The 15,550-nt window shown below is 47.1% G+C and carries 15 protein-coding genes; 5 read left to right on the top strand and 10 right to left on the bottom strand.

What is annotated here, in order from left to right:
• Positions 1-55 precede the first annotated feature (55 nt).
• The 4 genes from HMPREF2596_RS02440 to HMPREF2596_RS02425 all read right to left on the bottom strand — a co-directional run bounded on the left by HMPREF2596_RS02440 (position 56) and on the right by HMPREF2596_RS02425 (position 3,723).
• Positions 56-724: a DUF3108 domain-containing protein gene (locus HMPREF2596_RS02440; RefSeq protein ID WP_049352170.1), complete on the bottom strand. Its 669-nt coding sequence runs from the start codon at positions 722-724 to the stop codon at positions 56-58.
• 30 nt (positions 725-754) lie between these two features.
• Positions 755-1,381: a phosphoribosylglycinamide formyltransferase gene (gene purN / locus HMPREF2596_RS02435; protein WP_070849423.1), complete on the bottom strand. Its 627-nt coding sequence runs from the start codon at positions 1,379-1,381 to the stop codon at positions 755-757.
• Positions 1,382-1,478: 97 nt separating this feature from the next.
• Positions 1,479-2,297 carry an FKBP-type peptidyl-prolyl cis-trans isomerase gene (locus HMPREF2596_RS02430; protein WP_070849421.1) on the bottom strand — a complete coding sequence of 273 codons (819 nt, stop codon included), beginning with the start codon at positions 2,295-2,297 and terminating at the stop codon, positions 1,479-1,481.
• A gap of 160 nt (positions 2,298-2,457) precedes the next feature.
• Complete coding sequence (locus HMPREF2596_RS02425) at positions 2,458-3,723, bottom strand: Glu/Leu/Phe/Val family dehydrogenase (protein ID WP_049348913.1); 1,266 nt, start codon at positions 3,721-3,723, stop codon at positions 2,458-2,460.
• 421 nt (positions 3,724-4,144) lie between these two features.
• Between HMPREF2596_RS02425 and HMPREF2596_RS02420 the strand changes: the two genes are divergently transcribed.
• From HMPREF2596_RS02420 to HMPREF2596_RS11360, 3 genes are all read left to right on the top strand, one after another.
• On the top strand, positions 4,145-4,858 hold the full coding sequence (locus HMPREF2596_RS02420; protein WP_070849420.1) for a phosphoglycolate phosphatase: 714 nt from the start codon (positions 4,145-4,147) through the stop codon (positions 4,856-4,858).
• A 96-nt stretch (positions 4,859-4,954) separates the two neighbouring features.
• Positions 4,955-5,416 (top strand): recombination regulator RecX, encoded by a 462-nt coding sequence (gene recX, locus HMPREF2596_RS02415; protein ID WP_036491744.1) that lies wholly within the window; start codon positions 4,955-4,957, stop codon positions 5,414-5,416.
• Between the two features lie 75 nt (positions 5,417-5,491).
• Entirely contained in the window at positions 5,492-5,653 is a 162-nt protein-coding gene (locus tag HMPREF2596_RS11360) for a hypothetical protein (protein WP_003745829.1), read from the top strand.
• A 117-nt stretch (positions 5,654-5,770) separates the two neighbouring features.
• Here HMPREF2596_RS11360 and HMPREF2596_RS02410 read toward each other — a convergent pair whose 3' ends face one another.
• The 3 genes from HMPREF2596_RS02410 to gmk all read right to left on the bottom strand — a co-directional run bounded on the left by HMPREF2596_RS02410 (position 5,771) and on the right by gmk (position 8,909).
• Positions 5,771-7,927 (bottom strand): RelA/SpoT family protein, encoded by a 2,157-nt coding sequence (locus tag HMPREF2596_RS02410; RefSeq protein ID WP_036491742.1) that lies wholly within the window; start codon positions 7,925-7,927, stop codon positions 5,771-5,773.
• A 105-nt stretch (positions 7,928-8,032) separates the two neighbouring features.
• On the bottom strand, positions 8,033-8,239 hold the full coding sequence (gene rpoZ / locus HMPREF2596_RS02405) for a DNA-directed RNA polymerase subunit omega (RefSeq protein ID WP_003682294.1): 207 nt from the start codon (positions 8,237-8,239) through the stop codon (positions 8,033-8,035).
• Between the two features lie 52 nt (positions 8,240-8,291).
• The gene (gmk, locus tag HMPREF2596_RS02400) at positions 8,292-8,909 is read right to left on the bottom strand and encodes a guanylate kinase (RefSeq protein ID WP_036491739.1); all 618 of its coding nucleotides are present in this window, start codon (positions 8,907-8,909) and stop codon (positions 8,292-8,294) included.
• Between the two features lie 168 nt (positions 8,910-9,077).
• Between gmk and HMPREF2596_RS02395 the strand changes: the two genes are divergently transcribed.
• The gene (locus tag HMPREF2596_RS02395) at positions 9,078-9,638 is read left to right on the top strand and encodes an adenine phosphoribosyltransferase (RefSeq protein ID WP_003745823.1); all 561 of its coding nucleotides are present in this window, start codon (positions 9,078-9,080) and stop codon (positions 9,636-9,638) included.
• A 46-nt stretch (positions 9,639-9,684) separates the two neighbouring features.
• Here HMPREF2596_RS02395 and HMPREF2596_RS02390 read toward each other — a convergent pair whose 3' ends face one another.
• From HMPREF2596_RS02390 to HMPREF2596_RS02380, 3 genes are all read right to left on the bottom strand, one after another.
• Positions 9,685-10,422, bottom strand: a complete 738-nt coding sequence (locus tag HMPREF2596_RS02390) for a toxin-antitoxin system YwqK family antitoxin (protein ID WP_049335445.1) — start codon at positions 10,420-10,422, stop codon at positions 9,685-9,687.
• Between the two features lie 225 nt (positions 10,423-10,647).
• Positions 10,648-11,547 carry a 50S ribosomal protein L3 N(5)-glutamine methyltransferase gene (prmB, locus tag HMPREF2596_RS02385; RefSeq protein WP_070849418.1) on the bottom strand — a complete coding sequence of 300 codons (900 nt, stop codon included), beginning with the start codon at positions 11,545-11,547 and terminating at the stop codon, positions 10,648-10,650.
• A 95-nt stretch (positions 11,548-11,642) separates the two neighbouring features.
• Positions 11,643-13,898: a nitric-oxide reductase large subunit gene (locus HMPREF2596_RS02380; RefSeq protein WP_070849416.1), complete on the bottom strand. Its 2,256-nt coding sequence runs from the start codon at positions 13,896-13,898 to the stop codon at positions 11,643-11,645.
• A gap of 399 nt (positions 13,899-14,297) precedes the next feature.
• Here HMPREF2596_RS02380 and nirK point away from each other — a divergent pair, with 399 nt between their 5' ends.
• Positions 14,298-15,458 carry a copper-containing nitrite reductase gene (nirK, locus tag HMPREF2596_RS02375; protein WP_049352146.1) on the top strand — a complete coding sequence of 387 codons (1,161 nt, stop codon included), beginning with the start codon at positions 14,298-14,300 and terminating at the stop codon, positions 15,456-15,458.
• Positions 15,459-15,550: the final 92 nt, after the last annotated feature.

Raw genomic sequence — 15,550 nt, 5'->3', positions numbered from 1 at the left:
AAGGCCGTCTGAAAACTTTTCAGACGGCCTTCTTTCTTGTTTGAGCAAATAAAGATTACGGTTTCACTACTTTACCGTTGATTTTGACGGAAGTCAGTTTCAGGTTGTAGGTTTTACCGTCATCGGTATAGCTGATTTGCGCAGGGATATTGTCGATATCGGAAGCAAACGAGTAAGTAACGGTATCGTCGCCGCGGCGGACGCGATATTTGCTCACAGGCGTTGTACCGCCGTTCAGTTTATAGCTTTCGTTGCCGATTTTGTTCATGCTGCCGACGGTGTACAGTTTTTTACCGTTGGTAATTTTCAAACCTGACGGCAGGCGTACGTCATTGGCAGCCAGTTGCCATGCCAAAGTGAACAAGTCCATGGCCGGGCCGGATTTTTCGGTTTTCAAATCACCTGCTTTGCCGTAAGTGATGTTGCCGCCGGAGAATTTGGCCTCGGCATACACTTTGCCGCCGCGTACATCTTTGTAGTAAGACGGATGCAAGGTCGTGCCGTTGATGCTGCCGCCGGATTCAAAGCGGATATTGTAAAGCGGTACTTTGATGGTAGAGACGATTTTGTATTGGTTGCCGCTGCGTGTGAAGGTCATGGTCGCAGGAATACCGTAGCTGCCTGAGTATTGTAAAACGGCAGATTGCGGCAATTCAGCGGCTTGCGCGCCGATAGAGGCAGTGAGCAGGGAAAGTGTCAGCAGGGTTGTTTTAATCGGATTCATGATGTTTTCCTTGTGTGTATGGTGTTTCAATCAAGCCAGCAGGCTTTGACCGGCGGCATTGCGTTGTGCATTCAAAACGCGGTTGCCTTCGATTTTCAGACGGCCTGCAACAAAGTCGGCAACGGCTTGCGGAAACAGCTGGTGTTCAACCGTCAGCACGCGTGCGGCAACGTCGTCGGCGGTATCGCCGTCCAAAATCGGCACAATGCCTTGCGAAATAATCGGGCCGCAATCCAGCTCAGGGGTTACGAAATGGATGGTGCAGCCTGCCACTCGGCAACCTGCTTCCAATGCGCGTTCATGGGTATGTAAACCGGTAAAGGAAGGCAGGATGGACGGATGGATATTGATCAGGCGGTTTTCATAATGGGCGCAGAATTCCGGGGTCAAAATGCGCATAAAGCCCGCCAATACAACCAAATCGGGTTGATAGGCATCGATTTTTTCCATCATGGCCTGATCAAATGCCAGACGCGAGTCGAAGTTTTTATGGTTCAAACTGTCGGTGGCTATACCGCGCTCTGCCGCCCAGGCCAATCCGGCTGCGGTCTCGTTGTTACTCAATACGGCTGCAATGTTGGCATCGGGAATATTGGCATTCACAATCGCCTGCATATTGCTGCCGCGTCCGGAAATAAGGATGACGATATTTTTCATCATAATTCCTTGTTGGTTTGGAACAAAGGCCGTCTGAAACGGAATTTTTTCAGACGGCCTTTTATCCGTTGTTTAAGGGCGTAAGCCTTGATTCGGATTATTGAACTTTTTGTACGTCAACTTGTACTGGTTGTTGTGCGGCAGCATCAGGCGCGCCGACTTTAACCAGTTTCACGTCGAATACCAAAGTGGCGTTCGGGCCGATTTTATCGCCGGCACCCACTTCGCGGTAAGCCAATTTAGCCGGGATGTAGAATGTTGCTTCGCCGCCTTCTTTCAAGAGTTGGATACCTTCAGTCCAACCTGGAATGACTTGGCTTACAGGGAAGCTGACTGGGCCGCCGTTGGCTTTGCTGCTGTCAAATACGGTACCATCAATCAGACGGCCTTCGTATTCAACGGTAACCATATCGTCTTTAGTCGGTTTTTTACCTTCGCCTTCTTTGGTGATTTTGTATTGCAGACCGGAAGCGCTGGTTTTCACGCCTTCTTTAGTCGCGTTTTCTTTCAAGAACGCTTCGCCTTTTTCCAAGTTTACTTTGGCATCTTCAGCACGTTTGGCAGCCGCTTTTTCTTGTTGCTCTTGCAGGAATTTCATCATCACTTCCTGAGCTTGGGCTTCAGTCATTTTAACTTCTTTGCCTTCAAACATGGCTTCCATGGCTTCGGTGAAGACTTTCAAATCGATTTCTGTGCCTTGGTCTTTCATTTGTTTCAATGAACGGCCGATGTCCACACCCATTGCGTAGCTGGCTTGTTGGGCAGTAGAACCGATGGTGGAAGCATCTGCAGTCGCATTTGAAGCTGCGGAAGCAGCAGGAGCATCTTTGGCCGCAGTGTCTTTTTGTTGGTTGCAAGCAGTCATTGCCAACAGAGCAGACAAAGCCAATGCGCTGAATTTGAAAGTTTTGTTCATGATTATGTCTTTTCCGGAAAGGTCAAAAAAGGGGATTATAGCTGAGTTTGATTGAAATGGAATCAAGGTGGATTAAAATTTGTAAAGGCTCTTATCAAAAACATCAAGGCCGTCTGAAAACAGGTTTCAGACGGCCTTGTCTTAGCTATCGGTCAACCGATTAATACCAACCACGCAGTTTCATTGCTTTTTCAACACGACGGATACTCATCATGTAAGAAGCGGTACGCAGGTCAACATCGTATTCTTTAGCCAAGTTCCAAATATCGCGGAACGCACGGCGCAGAACCACGGTTTCTTTCTCTTGAACTTCGTCAAACTCCCAGTAGTAGCCTTGCAGGTTTTGTACCCATTCGAAATAAGATACAACCACGCCGCCGCAGTTTGCCAAAATGTCAGGAACAACCAATACGCCGTTTTGACGCAGGATAACGTCGGCTTCAGGAGTGGTCGGGCCGTTTGCGCCTTCAACCACGATTTTCGCGCGGACTTTGCCGGCATTTTCGGAAGTCAATTGGTTTTCCAATGCGCAAGGGGCGAGTACGTCCACATCCAAAGCCAAAAGTTCGGCATTGCTGATTTCTTTACCGTAACCGGCTTCATTGGTGATGAAACCTTTTTCTTGGTATTCTTTGAACAGCGCTTCCATATCCAAGCCGTTTTCGTTGTAGATGGCAACGTCAACAGTAGATACGGCAACGACTTTCGCACCGGATTTGTGTGCATAGTAACCGGTGTGGTAGCCCACGTTACCGAAACCTTGAATGGCGTAAGTGGCACCTTTCACGTCTTTGCCCAGTTTTTCCAAAGCTTGGACGGCGGCGAAGTTTACGCCGTAACCGGTGGCTTCGGTACGCGCCAAGGAGCCGCCAAACTCAACCGGTTTGCCGGTGAATACGCCCGGTGCGGAATGTTTTACCACGTTTTCATAGGCATCAACCATCCAAGACATGATTTTGCCGTTGGTGTTCACATCGGGGGCGGGAATGTCGATTTTCTCGCCGATCAGCGGAGAAATGGCTTCGGAATAAGCGCGGGCGATGCGTTCCAATTCTGCTTCGGAATAATTGCGCGGATCCAAAGTGATGCCGCCTTTGCCGCCGCCGTAAGGAATACCGGCTACGCAGCATTTGATGGTCATCCAAATAGACAGGGCTTTGACTTCGTCCAGATTCACATTGGGATGGAAGCGCACGCCGCCTTTGTAAGGGCCGACGGCGTTATTGTGTTGGGAACGGTAACCGGTGAAATTTTCTACTGTACCGTTGTCGAGTTTGACAGGGAAGTTCACTTCCAAAACACGTTGCGGCTTTTTCAAGATTTCAAATACTGCCGGGTCGGCATTCAGGCGATCGCAGGCAATTTTTACTTGTTTTTGTGCAATTTCAAACGGATTCAGTGTTTCTTTAACAGCAGATGCGGACATGTATTTTTCCTTTTCATACACATGATTAGACGAGAGCCATACTTGTTACTATATACAAAAACGGGAAAAAATGTAATAGCATGTAGTCAATAAAAAGCAAATCCATTCATTTATATATGAATTTAGTTTGAGGCCGTCTGAAAATATAGACGCCTTGACTCAAAATTTTCAGACGGCCCAGCCTCAATATTCCTCAAACCCTCTCTCAAAACGATACAAACTCTTTGTTTTTCAATACCTACCCAAGCTCCCTTTTTGTTGACAAAATCACTTCTGCCCTTCCCAACAGACAACCAACCCTACGCCTGCAAAAATTGTTAACAATTTAAACAAGCAGCCATTGAAAAATCGGCAAAACATCGGCAAATCGGGGAAATAATGCTAAAATAACGCCTTAAACGATATGACAGAAAGCTATTTAATGACCGCTGCTACTTTAGAACACGTTCAAGCCGTTGCTTTTGATTTGGACGGCACTTTATGCGATTCCATCCCGGATTTGACCGCCGCCGCCCAAGCCATGTGCGAATACCTGGGTTTGCCTGTTTTACCCACTCAAACGGTTGAAAGTTATGTCGGCGACGGCATCGGCAAGTTGGTTCATCGTGTCATCACCCATGATCGTGAAAAAGAAGCCGATCCTGAAATCTGGGAAAAAGGCTTTGTGTTCTTTATGAAATATTATCGCGAGCACTTAAGCGACTTTACCCGCCCCTACCCTGAAACCGAAGCCGGCCTCGGCCTGCTCAAATCCTTGGGCATCCCGTTGGTTGTCATTACTAACAAAAATGAAGTACTGGCTGCCGAGCTGCTGAAACAGCTCAATCTCGACAGCTATTTCAGCCTGGTTCTCGGCGGCGACAGCCTGATAGAAAAAAAACCCAGCCCATTACCGCTTCAGCATGCGGCCGAAGTATTGGGCATCGATGTTGCCAATATGCTGATGGTGGGCGACTCTAAAAATGACATTCTTGCCGCCAAAGCGGCCGGTTGCTTCAGCATCGGCGTAACCTTCGGCTACGGCGACATGACTTTGCTCTCCCAAGACAAAACGACCAAACCTGATTTATTGATTCGCGCCCTGCCTGAAATCTACGAAAATCTGCAACCGCAAAAAAATAAAGACGAAGAATAATTCGGCTTTATTTTCAGACGGCCTTTTCGGCTATTTTCCCAATCAGGCCGTCTGAAAATGTAATTCAATGTAGTTACCTCACCTCCGCCATATCCCATGAGACCCCCTAAAACCTTACGTGCCCGCGCCTTGGATATTCTTTCCCGTCAAGAAGTCAGCCGCGTCGGTTTGAAACGCAAACTGGCTCCGCACGCTGAAAGCGAAGAAGAATTGGAAAAGGTTTTGGACGAATTCGCCGAACGAAATTGGCAATCCGACCAACGTTACGCTGAAGCCTATATTCACAGCAAGAGTAACCGTTACGGCACGCTCCGCCTCAAACAAGCCTTGGCTCAACAAGGTATTAATGCGGATGACTGTCGGGAATTACTACCCGACAGGGAGGACGAGCTGCAAACCGCCATTTCTGTTTTGCGTAAAAAATTCAAGCAAGAAGCTGAAGATTTGAAAGAAAAACAAAAACAAGCGCGTTTCCTTGCGTATCGCGGCTTTGGTGCAGACACCATTCAGACGGCCTTAAAAACCGCATGGAATGAAGAAGAAGACTTCTATCAATAATCATTCCTACTTGAATCTTTACGGCTATCGGCGTACCCTTACGCTTTCATTCAATAATCCAATCAGAGCTTCATCATGTCCGACAAACCACACGATACATCCAATCCCCTACTCGAAGACGAACGCAAAAACCCTGTTTACCGCTTGGGTCAGGCAGTGGCCGGATTCATGTTGCTGGTTTGGGCCGGCGTTTTGGTCTTGGTTTTTTTCTTGGTTTTCCGATTTTGGTTGAGTTAAATCCAACCTGAAGCATTATTTTTCTTCAAAACAAACTAACAGAGTTTGTTTGTACATACTCAAAAGGCCGTCTGAACATACTTTCAGACGGCCTTTTCTTAGCACACTTATTACAGACTATCCTCGGATTACTTTGCGGATATTCGGATTGGCATGCATTTCATGAACAATCTGATTAACCTGATCCAAGTCCTTGACTTTAATTGTGAATTTAAATTCTACAAAGCCTTCCGTTCCTGCTTGTGCTTTGGTCGGCGTATCGACAGATTCGATGTCCGCCCCCGAGTTGGAAATCGCTTGCGCCATTGAAGCCAACAAGCCATGAGCATCTTCGGATTTGACGTTGAGAATGGTGCGATATGTTTGATTACGCATACTGTCCCAACTTGCATCCAACTGCTCTTCCGGATCGGCTTTAACCAAAGTTTGACAGGTATCACGGTGAATAATCATGCCCTTGTCTTTGACCAATAAGGCGCGAATCGGATCACCAGGAATCGGATGGCAACACTCCGCAAAATGAATCCGGCCGGTCTCTTGATCGTTGACTTTAATCGGGCTGAGTTTAACCTCACTGCCGAAATGTTGGCCAGCCAACTCGGCAATATGCATGGCAACGTGAATCGGCAAAGTATGCCCCATACCGACTTTGTAGAGAACTTCTTCAAACGAAGTTTGTTTGGTATTCAAATCAGCAAGGTATTTTTCTTTGAGGTCGTCTGAAAGCAAAACATCTTTAGGCAGCAGGCTGGATAAAGCTTTTTGCAGCAGGTTTTCACCCAAAACAACGGCATCGTGACGATTCAGATTTTTAACGTATTGGCGGATGGCGCTGCGCGCACGGCTGGAAACGGCAAAATTCAACCATGCCACATTGGGCTTGGCATGTTCGGAAGTAATGATTTCGACCGTATCGCCGGTTTTCAGCTTGGTGCGCAACGGCATCATGACATTGTTAATGCGCGCGGCAACGGTTTTATGACCAATGTTGGTGTGCACGGCATAGGCAAAGTCAATCGGCGTTGCACCCTTAGGCAAGGTCAAAATATCGCCTTTCGGAGTAACGATATAGACTTCATTGGGGAACAAATCGACTTTGACATGTTCCAGAAACTCGATGGCATTTGAGCTGCTGGCTTGCAGGTCAAGAATATTTTTCAACCATCGGTTCATATGGAGGACGGCCTGATCCGGAGTGTTTTCGCCGGATTTATAAATCCAATGGCCGGCAATACCGCCCTCGGCTACGGCATCCATTTCACGCGTACGGATTTGCACTTCGATCGGCAAACCGTAAGGACCGACCAAGGTCGTGTGCAGGCTTTGATAACCGTTGCTTTTCGGGATGGCGATATAGTCTTTGAAACGACCGGGCTTGGGTTGGTATAAATTATGCAATGCACCCAATGCGGCATAACAGGCAGGAATGCTGTTGACGATGACCCGAAAGCCGTAAATATCCATTACTTCGGCAAAACGCAGTTTTTTAGCCAGCATTTTTTGATGAATGCTGTATAGGTTTTTCTCGCGACCTTTGATTTTGGCTTCAATATTTGCACCTACCAAACGCTGACTGAATGCACGCAGCACTTTGCCGACAACATCGCGACGGTTTTTGCGGCTGTTGTCCATGGCTTTTTTCAGGGTTTCGTAGCGGCTTGGGTGAAGGTTTTGGAACGATAAGTCTTGAAGCTCTTGATACGCGTTGTTCAGACCGATGCGGTTGGCGATTTGAGCATAAATTTCGAGGGTTTCTTTGGCGATGCGGCGGCGCTTGTCCGGACGCATAGAGCCAAGGGTACGCATATTGTGCAATCGGTCGGCCAGTTTGACGACGATGACGCGCACGTCTTTAGTCATGGCGAGGATCAGTTTGCGGAAACTTTCCGCCTGATGCTCGGCATGATCTTCAAATTTGAGTTTTTCCAGTTTGGAGAGGCCGTCTACCATTTCGGCAATGGTATCGCCGAATTCCGCCGCCATTTCGACTTTGGTTACGCCCGTGTCTTCCAATACATCGTGCATAACGCCTGCGCAAAGGCCCTGAACATCCATGTGCCAAATTGCAAGCTGCGTGGCAACGGCAAGGGGATGGGTGATGTAGGGTTCGCCGCTCTTACGGGTTTGTCCGTCATGGGCATGAAAAGCGTAGGCAATGGCTTTTTCAAGCTCGGCCTGTTCATTCTCATTGAGATAGGATGCGGTGCGAAACAGAAGATCGCGCGCTTCTGCTGTCAACGGGTCATAAGGAGCGGTAGGCAGTGGGGCTGGCATTTTCAGACGGCCTTTTATGGCTATTTTTTAAGCCGTCAGACTGTATCGGTTGTTATATTGCACCGATACAGTCCGCACGGCGGTTTTATCGGTTTGCCGGTTGGTTTATTTGTTGCGGGTCAGAAGCTCGGTTCCGATTTGTCCGGCTGCGATTTCGCGCAGGGCGGTTACGGTTGGTTTGTTGTTGCGGATGTCGTCAACCAAAGGCGTATTGCCGTTTTCCAGTTGGCGTGCGCGACGGGCGGCGACGAGTGTGAGGTCGAAGTGGTTAGGGATTTTACCTGTGCAATCTTCAGTAGTAATACGGGCCATGTTTGCTTGCTTTCTTTCTATGTTTCAAATAAACGGTTATTTTCGCTGTTTTTTACGAATTTTCCAACAGGTTTGAGATAAATCCCTGCTGGGCGGATTTTTTCAGACGGCCTGCTTTAATGATGTGGAACAAATCGGCTTCGGCACGATCCAAATCGTCATTCACGACGACGTAATCAAACAAAACGGATTGTTCAATCTCGTGACGGGCTTTGGACAGGCGTGTTTGAATGACTTCTTCGCTATCCGTACCACGGCCGATCAAACGTTGCGCCAATACCTCAAAGGAAGGCGGCAGAATGAAAATACTGCTGGCTTCAGGCAACGATTTACGCACTTGCGCCGCACCTTGCACATCGATTTCCAAAATCACATCATAGCCCTCTTCGCTCAACGAATTTACGCCGGCGATGCTGGTGCCGTAATAATTGCCGAACACATTGGCGTGTTCCAAAAAGGCCCTTTGCTCAATCAGTGATTCAAATTCGTCTTTGGGGACAAAGTGGTAATGCACGCCATGCACCTCTCCTTCGCGCGGCTGGCGCGTGGTGTGAGAAATGGAAACACGGATATCGTCATGATTTTTCAACAGGCGCGACACCAAAGTCGTTTTGCCTGTGCCCGAAGCGGCGGAAATGATGAAAATATTGCCTTTTTTGTGATTTTGCATGGTAATTCAGCTGATGGTATGTATCTGTAAATTATAACACAACACAATGTTTATCGGAATTTCAGACGGCCTGTTGCAAAATTTGGCTATTGTATCGATTAATTTGGCAAGTTTGCATATGACCGCTACAATGTCGTGTTAAAAACTTTTTGATTTCGGAATGTCGAAATGTTGATTCATCCTGAAGTAATGGGCGTAGAAGCTTTGGCGGACAAAATCCGTAAAATTGAAAACTGGCCGCAAAAAGGGATTTTGTTTCATGACATTACTCCCGTTTTGCAAAGTGCAGAATATTTCCGCCTGCTGGTTGATTTGCTGGTTTACCGCTATATGGGGCAAAAAGTTGACGTTGTGGCAGGCTTGGACGCGCGCGGTTTCATCATTGGCGCGGCTTTGGCCTATCAACTGAATGTCGGCTTCGTTCCCATTCGTAAAAAAGGCAAACTGCCGTTTGATACGGTTTCTCAAAGTTACGCTTTGGAATATGGCGAGGCAACGGTAGAAATCCATACCGATGCCATCAAACCGGGCGCACGCGTTTTGTTGGTAGATGATTTGGTGGCGACCGGCGGCACAATGCTGGCAGGCGTCGAGCTGATCCGCAAACTGGGTGGCGAAGTAATCGAAACGGCTGCTATTTTGGAGTTTACCGACTTGGACGGCGGCAAAAAAATCCGCGAAAGCGGCGCGCCGTTATTTACCCTATGCCAAAACAAAGGCTGTATGTAATAAAAAAACCGCAAGCCAATCAGCCTGCGGTTTTTTATTGTCAAAATTATTCGAGAACGTATCCGTCTGTATCCCAAAAGGTTTTTTTCACCAACTGGTCGTCTTTATACACCAACTCGGATTTCTTCGCACCATCATCATACCAATCCAAAATAATGCCGCTGCGTTTGCCGTTGCGAATACTCAATTCAGACACAATGCGGCCATTTTCATCCCAACTGATAATCTCCGTCGGTTTATCATTGCTCATCATCATTTCGGTTTTCGGGCTGCCGTCTGAATACCATTGTTTCCAATGACCGTTGGCCTTATCGTGCTTGAATTGGATTTCGCTTTCTTTGACGCCGTTGCGGTAATAACGAGAGCCTACGCCCTCACTCAAGCCGTTTTGATAAGGCATGACCGCAGATTTTTTGCCGTTTGGATACCAGTTAATCCACTCGCCGTGCGGCTTGCCGTTACGATAGCTGCCAACCATCTTTTTCTGCCCGTTAAAATGCCACAGGGTCAGCGTGCCATTGTCCAGAGCCGGCACAAAAACCTTAATCTGACCAGCAGGTATCTCATACGGATCAGAATATTTTTTCATTGATGGATAGTAAAAATCCTGAACCTGCGCCTTGCCTGCCGCAATTTTGTATTGGCGGACATAAGCAACCGAAGGCATGGTTGCCGTCAGTTTACCGTTTTGATTGAAATAAACGGTATATTGCTGGGCAAAAGCGACAACGGGCGTACTGAATAAAACAGCAGCCAACAGGCCTGATTTTAAACAATTATTCATAATATTGGGTTTGGCAGTATATGTTCTACAAAAAGTCAGTAATAAAAATCTACCGGCATTTAAATCTATGACAAATATTATAAGCCATAGTTTCAAACCCTGCTTGGATTTCACAACCGACATATCATAGGCGTTTGTATTTTCTTAAAACATTAAAGACATTACAAAATAGAGGCCGTCTGAATTTTTTTCAGACGGCCTCTATTTCAATTACATTAAAACAATTTATTCTTCACCCAACAATTGCTCACGGGTCAATAAGAATACAAACCCGTCGCCACCACTGGTTTCCAACCAAGTAAACGGCAATTCCGGATAAGCCGCCTCCAATACGTCGCGGTTGTGGCCGATTTCAACCAGCAATACACCTTTCGGATTCAAATATTTCGCAGCCTGCAAAATGATTTGGCGTGTAGCATCCAAACCATCTTCGCCACTACCCAAAGCCAATTCCGGCTCATGCAGGTACTCATCGGGCAATGCTTCCACAGATTCCGCATCAACATAAGGCGGATTGGAAACAATTAAGTCATAGGTTTCATCTAAACCTTCAAACAAATCGGTATGCACCAAGCTGATGCGGTCTTCCAAGCCATAATCTTCAATATTGATCGCGGCCACTTCCAGCGCATCCAAGCTCAAATCAACGGCATCGATTTGTGCATCGGGATAGTGATGCGCCATTTGAATGGCCAAACAGCCGCTACCGGTACACAAATCCAAAGCTCGATGCACCAACTCATCATGTTCAATCCAAGGACGGATACCGTCGCCAAGCAATTCATAAATAAAAGAACGAGGCACGATGACGCGCTCATCGACATAAAAATCAAACTCACCCTGCCATGCTTGATGTGTCAGATACGCGGCAGGAATATGCTCCACTGCGCGGCGTTCGAGAATGGACAATACCTCCTCCTTCTCACTTTGCAACAATTTAGCATCCAAATAAGGCTCCAACGTATCCAACGGCAGATTCAAAGTGTGCAAAATCAGATAGGCCGCCTCATCATGGGCATTATCGCTTCCGTGTCCGAAAAACAGTCCGGCATCGTTAAAACGGCTGACGGCGAAACGCAACAAATCGCGAACAGTGGTCAGCTCTTGAGCAGCTTGCTTAAACATAATGTTTTGTCTTGTCGATTTAAGAATATTGAAATTATAACAGAAAGGCCGTCTGAAAACTTTTCAGACGGCCTTCGATTTAATTCAGCTTAAGATTATTTATCGCGGCTGAATACGATTTTGGTAGCTTGGATAGCAATGCAGACAGCACCACCGATGAAGATCAAGTCAGCAGCGGTACGAACCCAACGCAGAGTATCCAGAATTTCCATTTGCAGGAATTCTTCGCTACGTGCATACCACAGACCGTGAGTGATAGAAGCATAAGCTTGAATCACGCCGACCGGCAACAGGCTAATGGCAATCATACCCACCAGGCCGCCGTTCAACAGCCAGAATGCCCAAGTCATCAGTTTGTCGTCAAATTGAGCATTAGGTTTCAGGTAGCGTGCAACCAGCAATACGAAGCCCAGAGCCAAGAAACCGTACACACCGAACAGAGCCGCGTGAGCATGAACTGCAGTAGTGTTCAGACCTTGAATGTAGAACAGGGAAATCGGCGGGTTAATCAGGAAGCCGAATACGCCGGCACCAATCATGTTCCAGAAGGCAACTGCTACGAAGCACATCAGAGGCCAACGCAGACGTTTCGCCCAGTCGGACAGGTGTTGGTAAGACCAGTGTTCGTAAGCTTCACGGCCCAGCAGAATCAAAGGTACAACTTCCAAAGCGGAGAAACATGCACCGATTGCCATAGAAGCAGAGGTAGAGCCGGAGAAGTACAAGTGGTGCAATGTACCTGGGATACCGCCCAACATGAAGATGGCAGCGGCAGCCAAAGTAGAAGCAGTAGCGGTACTACGGCGGACAAAGCCCATGTTGTAGAAGATGAATGCGAAGGCGGCAGTAGCGAACACTTCGAAGAAACCTTCTACCCACAGGTGAACCACCCACCAACGCCAGTATTCCATCACAGCGATTGGAGATTTTTCACCGTAGAACAGACCAGGAGCGTAGAACGCACCCACACCGACCATAGAAGCTACGAAGATAGCCAACAGGTTTTTGTCTGTACCTTTTTCTTTAAAGGCAGAGATAGTACAACGCAGCATCAGGAACAGCCACAACAGCAAGCCGACCATCAACAACAATTGCCAGAAGCGACCCAAATCCAAGTATTCGTAACCTTGGTGACCGAACCAGAAGTTCAGCTCAGGCGGAATGATGTGAGTCAAAGCAAAGAAGTTACCTGCATAGGAACCGCCGACTACGATGAACAGAGCGATGTACAGGAAGTTCACACCGGCACGTTGGAATTTAGGATCTTTACCGCCGTTCACAATCGGAGCCAAGAACAGACCTGCTGTCAGGAAGCCGGTTGCAATCCAGAAAATAGCGGATTGGATGTGCCAAGTACGGGTCAGTGCGTATGGGAACCAGTCGGCCATTTCAAAGCCCAAGGCGGTATCGATACCGTAGAAACCTTGACCTTCGACAGTATAGTGAGCGGTCAAACCACCCAACAGTACTTGTACGACAAACAGCGCAACAGTCAGGAATACATATTTGCCCAACGCTTTTTGAGAAGGAGTCAGTTGTACTTTGGAAATAGGATCCTCAGTAGGTACTTCAACCTCTTCGTGTTTGGTCAAGAAAGAGTAACCCCACATCAGCAAGCCGATACCCATCAGCAACAATACCACGCTGGTGAAAGACCACATGTAGTTTTCAGTAGTCGGTACGTTATTGATCAAAGGCTCGTGCGGCCAGTTGTTGGTGTAAGTGAAGTTCTCGTCAGGACGGTTGGCCGAAGCAGACCAAGAAGTCCAGAAGAAGAAGTTGAACAGTTTTTCACGCGCTTCTTGGCTTGGCAATGTGTTGTTTTTCATTGCAAAGTGTTCGCGAGTGGTTTGGAACTTAGGATCGTCGCTGTACACACCGTGGTAGTAAGGCAGAATGCTTTCGATCGCTTTCACGCGAGTATCGCTGATAACGACAGAACCGTCTTCCTTAATACGGCTTTGGTTGCGGTATTCGTCAGCCAAACGGGTTTTCAGAACAGCTTGTTCCTCAGGAGAAACTTCGTCAAATTTTTTGCCGTAAGTTTCTTGCGCAGTCAGATCCAACCATGCAACCAGCTCGCGGTGCAGCCAGTCGGCAGTCCAGTCCGGAGCTTGGTATGCACCGTGACCCAATACAGAGCCAACTTCCATACCGCCGGTAGTTTGCCATGCAGATTGACCTGCCAAAATATCGTCTTTGGTCATCAGGACTTTGCCGGATGCAGAAACGACTTGTTCAGGGTATGGCGGAGCCTTTTTATAGACCTCGCTACCCATATAACCAAGAATGGTAAAGCATACTGCCAGTACGGCAAACAGCAAGTACCAAAGCTTCTTGTACTGTCCCATTTTGAGTACTCCTTGATTTTGGTAAAAAGTGGTTGGGTATTAATTCATCAAATATGAATGTTAAAGATTGTATCACGGTTTTAAAAGTAAAGAAATATTTTGTCAATAATATTCCTTTAAAACCATTAACTTACATGATATTGATTCCTATTATCCTGTATAACTCCTCCTTTGTTATATTTTGTGTTAAGCCCACACTAACATTTTCACACAAAAATAAACTTTTCGGTTTAGTTTTTTATACTACTAAAGGAGTATTTAAGGATTAAAAGATTCATATTCATTGAACAATTTGATTTATGTCAAAATACACCCAAACAAGCGCCTACATAATCATACAAAATTTCAAACCATCCTATCAGGATACTTAACTTTTCTTACAATAAGGAAACTTTAAACATGAAACGCCAAACCTTAGCTGCACTTATCGCTTCTGTATTTGCACTGGCCGCATGCGGCGAACAAGCTGCTAAACCAGCTGAAACTCCGGCTGCCACCGCTTCTGCCGAAGCTCCTGCTGCTGCTTCTGACTCACAAGCTGCTGCCGAGACTCCTTCTTCAGAACTGCCTGTAATCGATGCTATCGTAACTCACGCTCCGGAAGTTCCACCTCCAACTGATCGCGATCATCCGGCTAAAGTACGCGTTAAAATGGAAACTGTTGAAAAAACCATGACCATGGAAGACGGTGTTGAGTACCACTACTGGACATTCAACGGCGACGTTCCAGGTCAAATGATCCGTGTACGTGAAGGCGATACTGTTGAAGTTGAATTCTCTAACAATCCTTCTTCTACTGTTCCTCATAACGTTGACTTCCACGCTGCAACCGGCCCAGGCGGTGGTGCAGAAGCTACCTTTACTGCCCCAGGCCACACTTCTACCTTCAGCTTCAAAGCACTGCAAGCTGGTTTGTACATCTACCACTGTGCCGTTGCTCCTGTAGGTATGCACATCGCCAACGGTATGTACGGTTTGATCTTGGTTGAACCTAAAGAAGGTCTGCCTAAAGTGGACAAAGAGTTCTACATCGTACAAGGCGACTTCTATACTAAAGGTAAAAAAGGTGCTCAAGGCCTGCAGCCTTTCGATATGGATAAAGCGATTGCTGAACAACCTGAATACGTTGTATTCAACGGTCACGTAGGCTCTATCGCCGGCGACAACGCTCTGAAAGCTAAAACTGGTGAAACTGTTCGTATGTACGTTGGTAACGGTGGTCCTAACTTGGTATCTTCTTTCCACGTTATCGGCGAAATCTTCGACAAAGTATATGTTGAAGGTGGTAAACTGATCAACGAAAACGTACAAAGTACCCTGATTCCTGCCGGTGGCGCCGCCATGATCGAATTCAAAGTCGACGTTCCAGGCAGCTACACTGTGGTTGACCACTCTCTCTTCCGTGCGTTCAACAAAGGTGCTTTGGGTCAATTGAAAGTTGAGGGTGATGAAAACCCTGAAATCATGACCAAAAAACTGAGCGACACCGTTTACCAACCTGCCGGTGCTGCCGCTTCTGCTCCAGCAGCTGCGTCTGGTGCTTCTGAAGCCGCTAAATAATCTCTCGGTTTAATACGCCAAGCCACTGCTGCCCTACTCTTTAGAGCAGCAGTGGCTTCCATCACGATTAATCTTCCTGTTCAAATCAGACA

Source organism: Neisseria sp. HMSC078C12, from assembly GCF_001838065.1.
Taxonomy (GTDB): Bacteria; Pseudomonadota; Gammaproteobacteria; order Burkholderiales; family Neisseriaceae; genus Neisseria.
Note: the sequence above shows the minus strand (reverse complement) of the source record. Positions and strands in the feature narration are given on the sequence as shown.

What these genes read in the sequence shown, in the direction of transcription:
- HMPREF2596_RS02440 (WP_049352170.1), bottom strand. Translation starts at nt 724, where the DNA reads ATGAATCCGATTAAAACAACCCTGCTGACACTTTCCCTGCTCACTGCC.
- purN (WP_070849423.1), bottom strand. Translation starts at nt 1,381, where the DNA reads ATGAAAAATATCGTCATCCTTATTTCCGGACGCGGCAGCAATATGCAG.
- HMPREF2596_RS02430 (WP_070849421.1), bottom strand. Translation starts at nt 2,297, where the DNA reads ATGAACAAAACTTTCAAATTCAGCGCATTGGCTTTGTCTGCTCTGTTG.
- HMPREF2596_RS02425 (WP_049348913.1), bottom strand. Translation starts at nt 3,723, where the DNA reads ATGTCCGCATCTGCTGTTAAAGAAACACTGAATCCGTTTGAAATTGCA.
- HMPREF2596_RS02420 (WP_070849420.1), top strand. Translation starts at nt 4,145, where the DNA reads ATGACCGCTGCTACTTTAGAACACGTTCAAGCCGTTGCTTTTGATTTG.
- recX (WP_036491744.1), top strand. Translation starts at nt 4,955, where the DNA reads ATGAGACCCCCTAAAACCTTACGTGCCCGCGCCTTGGATATTCTTTCC.
- HMPREF2596_RS11360 (WP_003745829.1), top strand. Translation starts at nt 5,492, where the DNA reads ATGTCCGACAAACCACACGATACATCCAATCCCCTACTCGAAGACGAA.
- HMPREF2596_RS02410 (WP_036491742.1), bottom strand. Translation starts at nt 7,927, where the DNA reads ATGCCAGCCCCACTGCCTACCGCTCCTTATGACCCGTTGACAGCAGAA.
- rpoZ (WP_003682294.1), bottom strand. Translation starts at nt 8,239, where the DNA reads ATGGCCCGTATTACTACTGAAGATTGCACAGGTAAAATCCCTAACCAC.
- gmk (WP_036491739.1), bottom strand. Translation starts at nt 8,909, where the DNA reads ATGCAAAATCACAAAAAAGGCAATATTTTCATCATTTCCGCCGCTTCG.
- HMPREF2596_RS02395 (WP_003745823.1), top strand. Translation starts at nt 9,078, where the DNA reads ATGTTGATTCATCCTGAAGTAATGGGCGTAGAAGCTTTGGCGGACAAA.
- HMPREF2596_RS02390 (WP_049335445.1), bottom strand. Translation starts at nt 10,422, where the DNA reads ATGAATAATTGTTTAAAATCAGGCCTGTTGGCTGCTGTTTTATTCAGT.
- prmB (WP_070849418.1), bottom strand. Translation starts at nt 11,547, where the DNA reads ATGTTTAAGCAAGCTGCTCAAGAGCTGACCACTGTTCGCGATTTGTTG.
- HMPREF2596_RS02380 (WP_070849416.1), bottom strand. Translation starts at nt 13,898, where the DNA reads ATGGGACAGTACAAGAAGCTTTGGTACTTGCTGTTTGCCGTACTGGCA.
- nirK (WP_049352146.1), top strand. Translation starts at nt 14,298, where the DNA reads ATGAAACGCCAAACCTTAGCTGCACTTATCGCTTCTGTATTTGCACTG.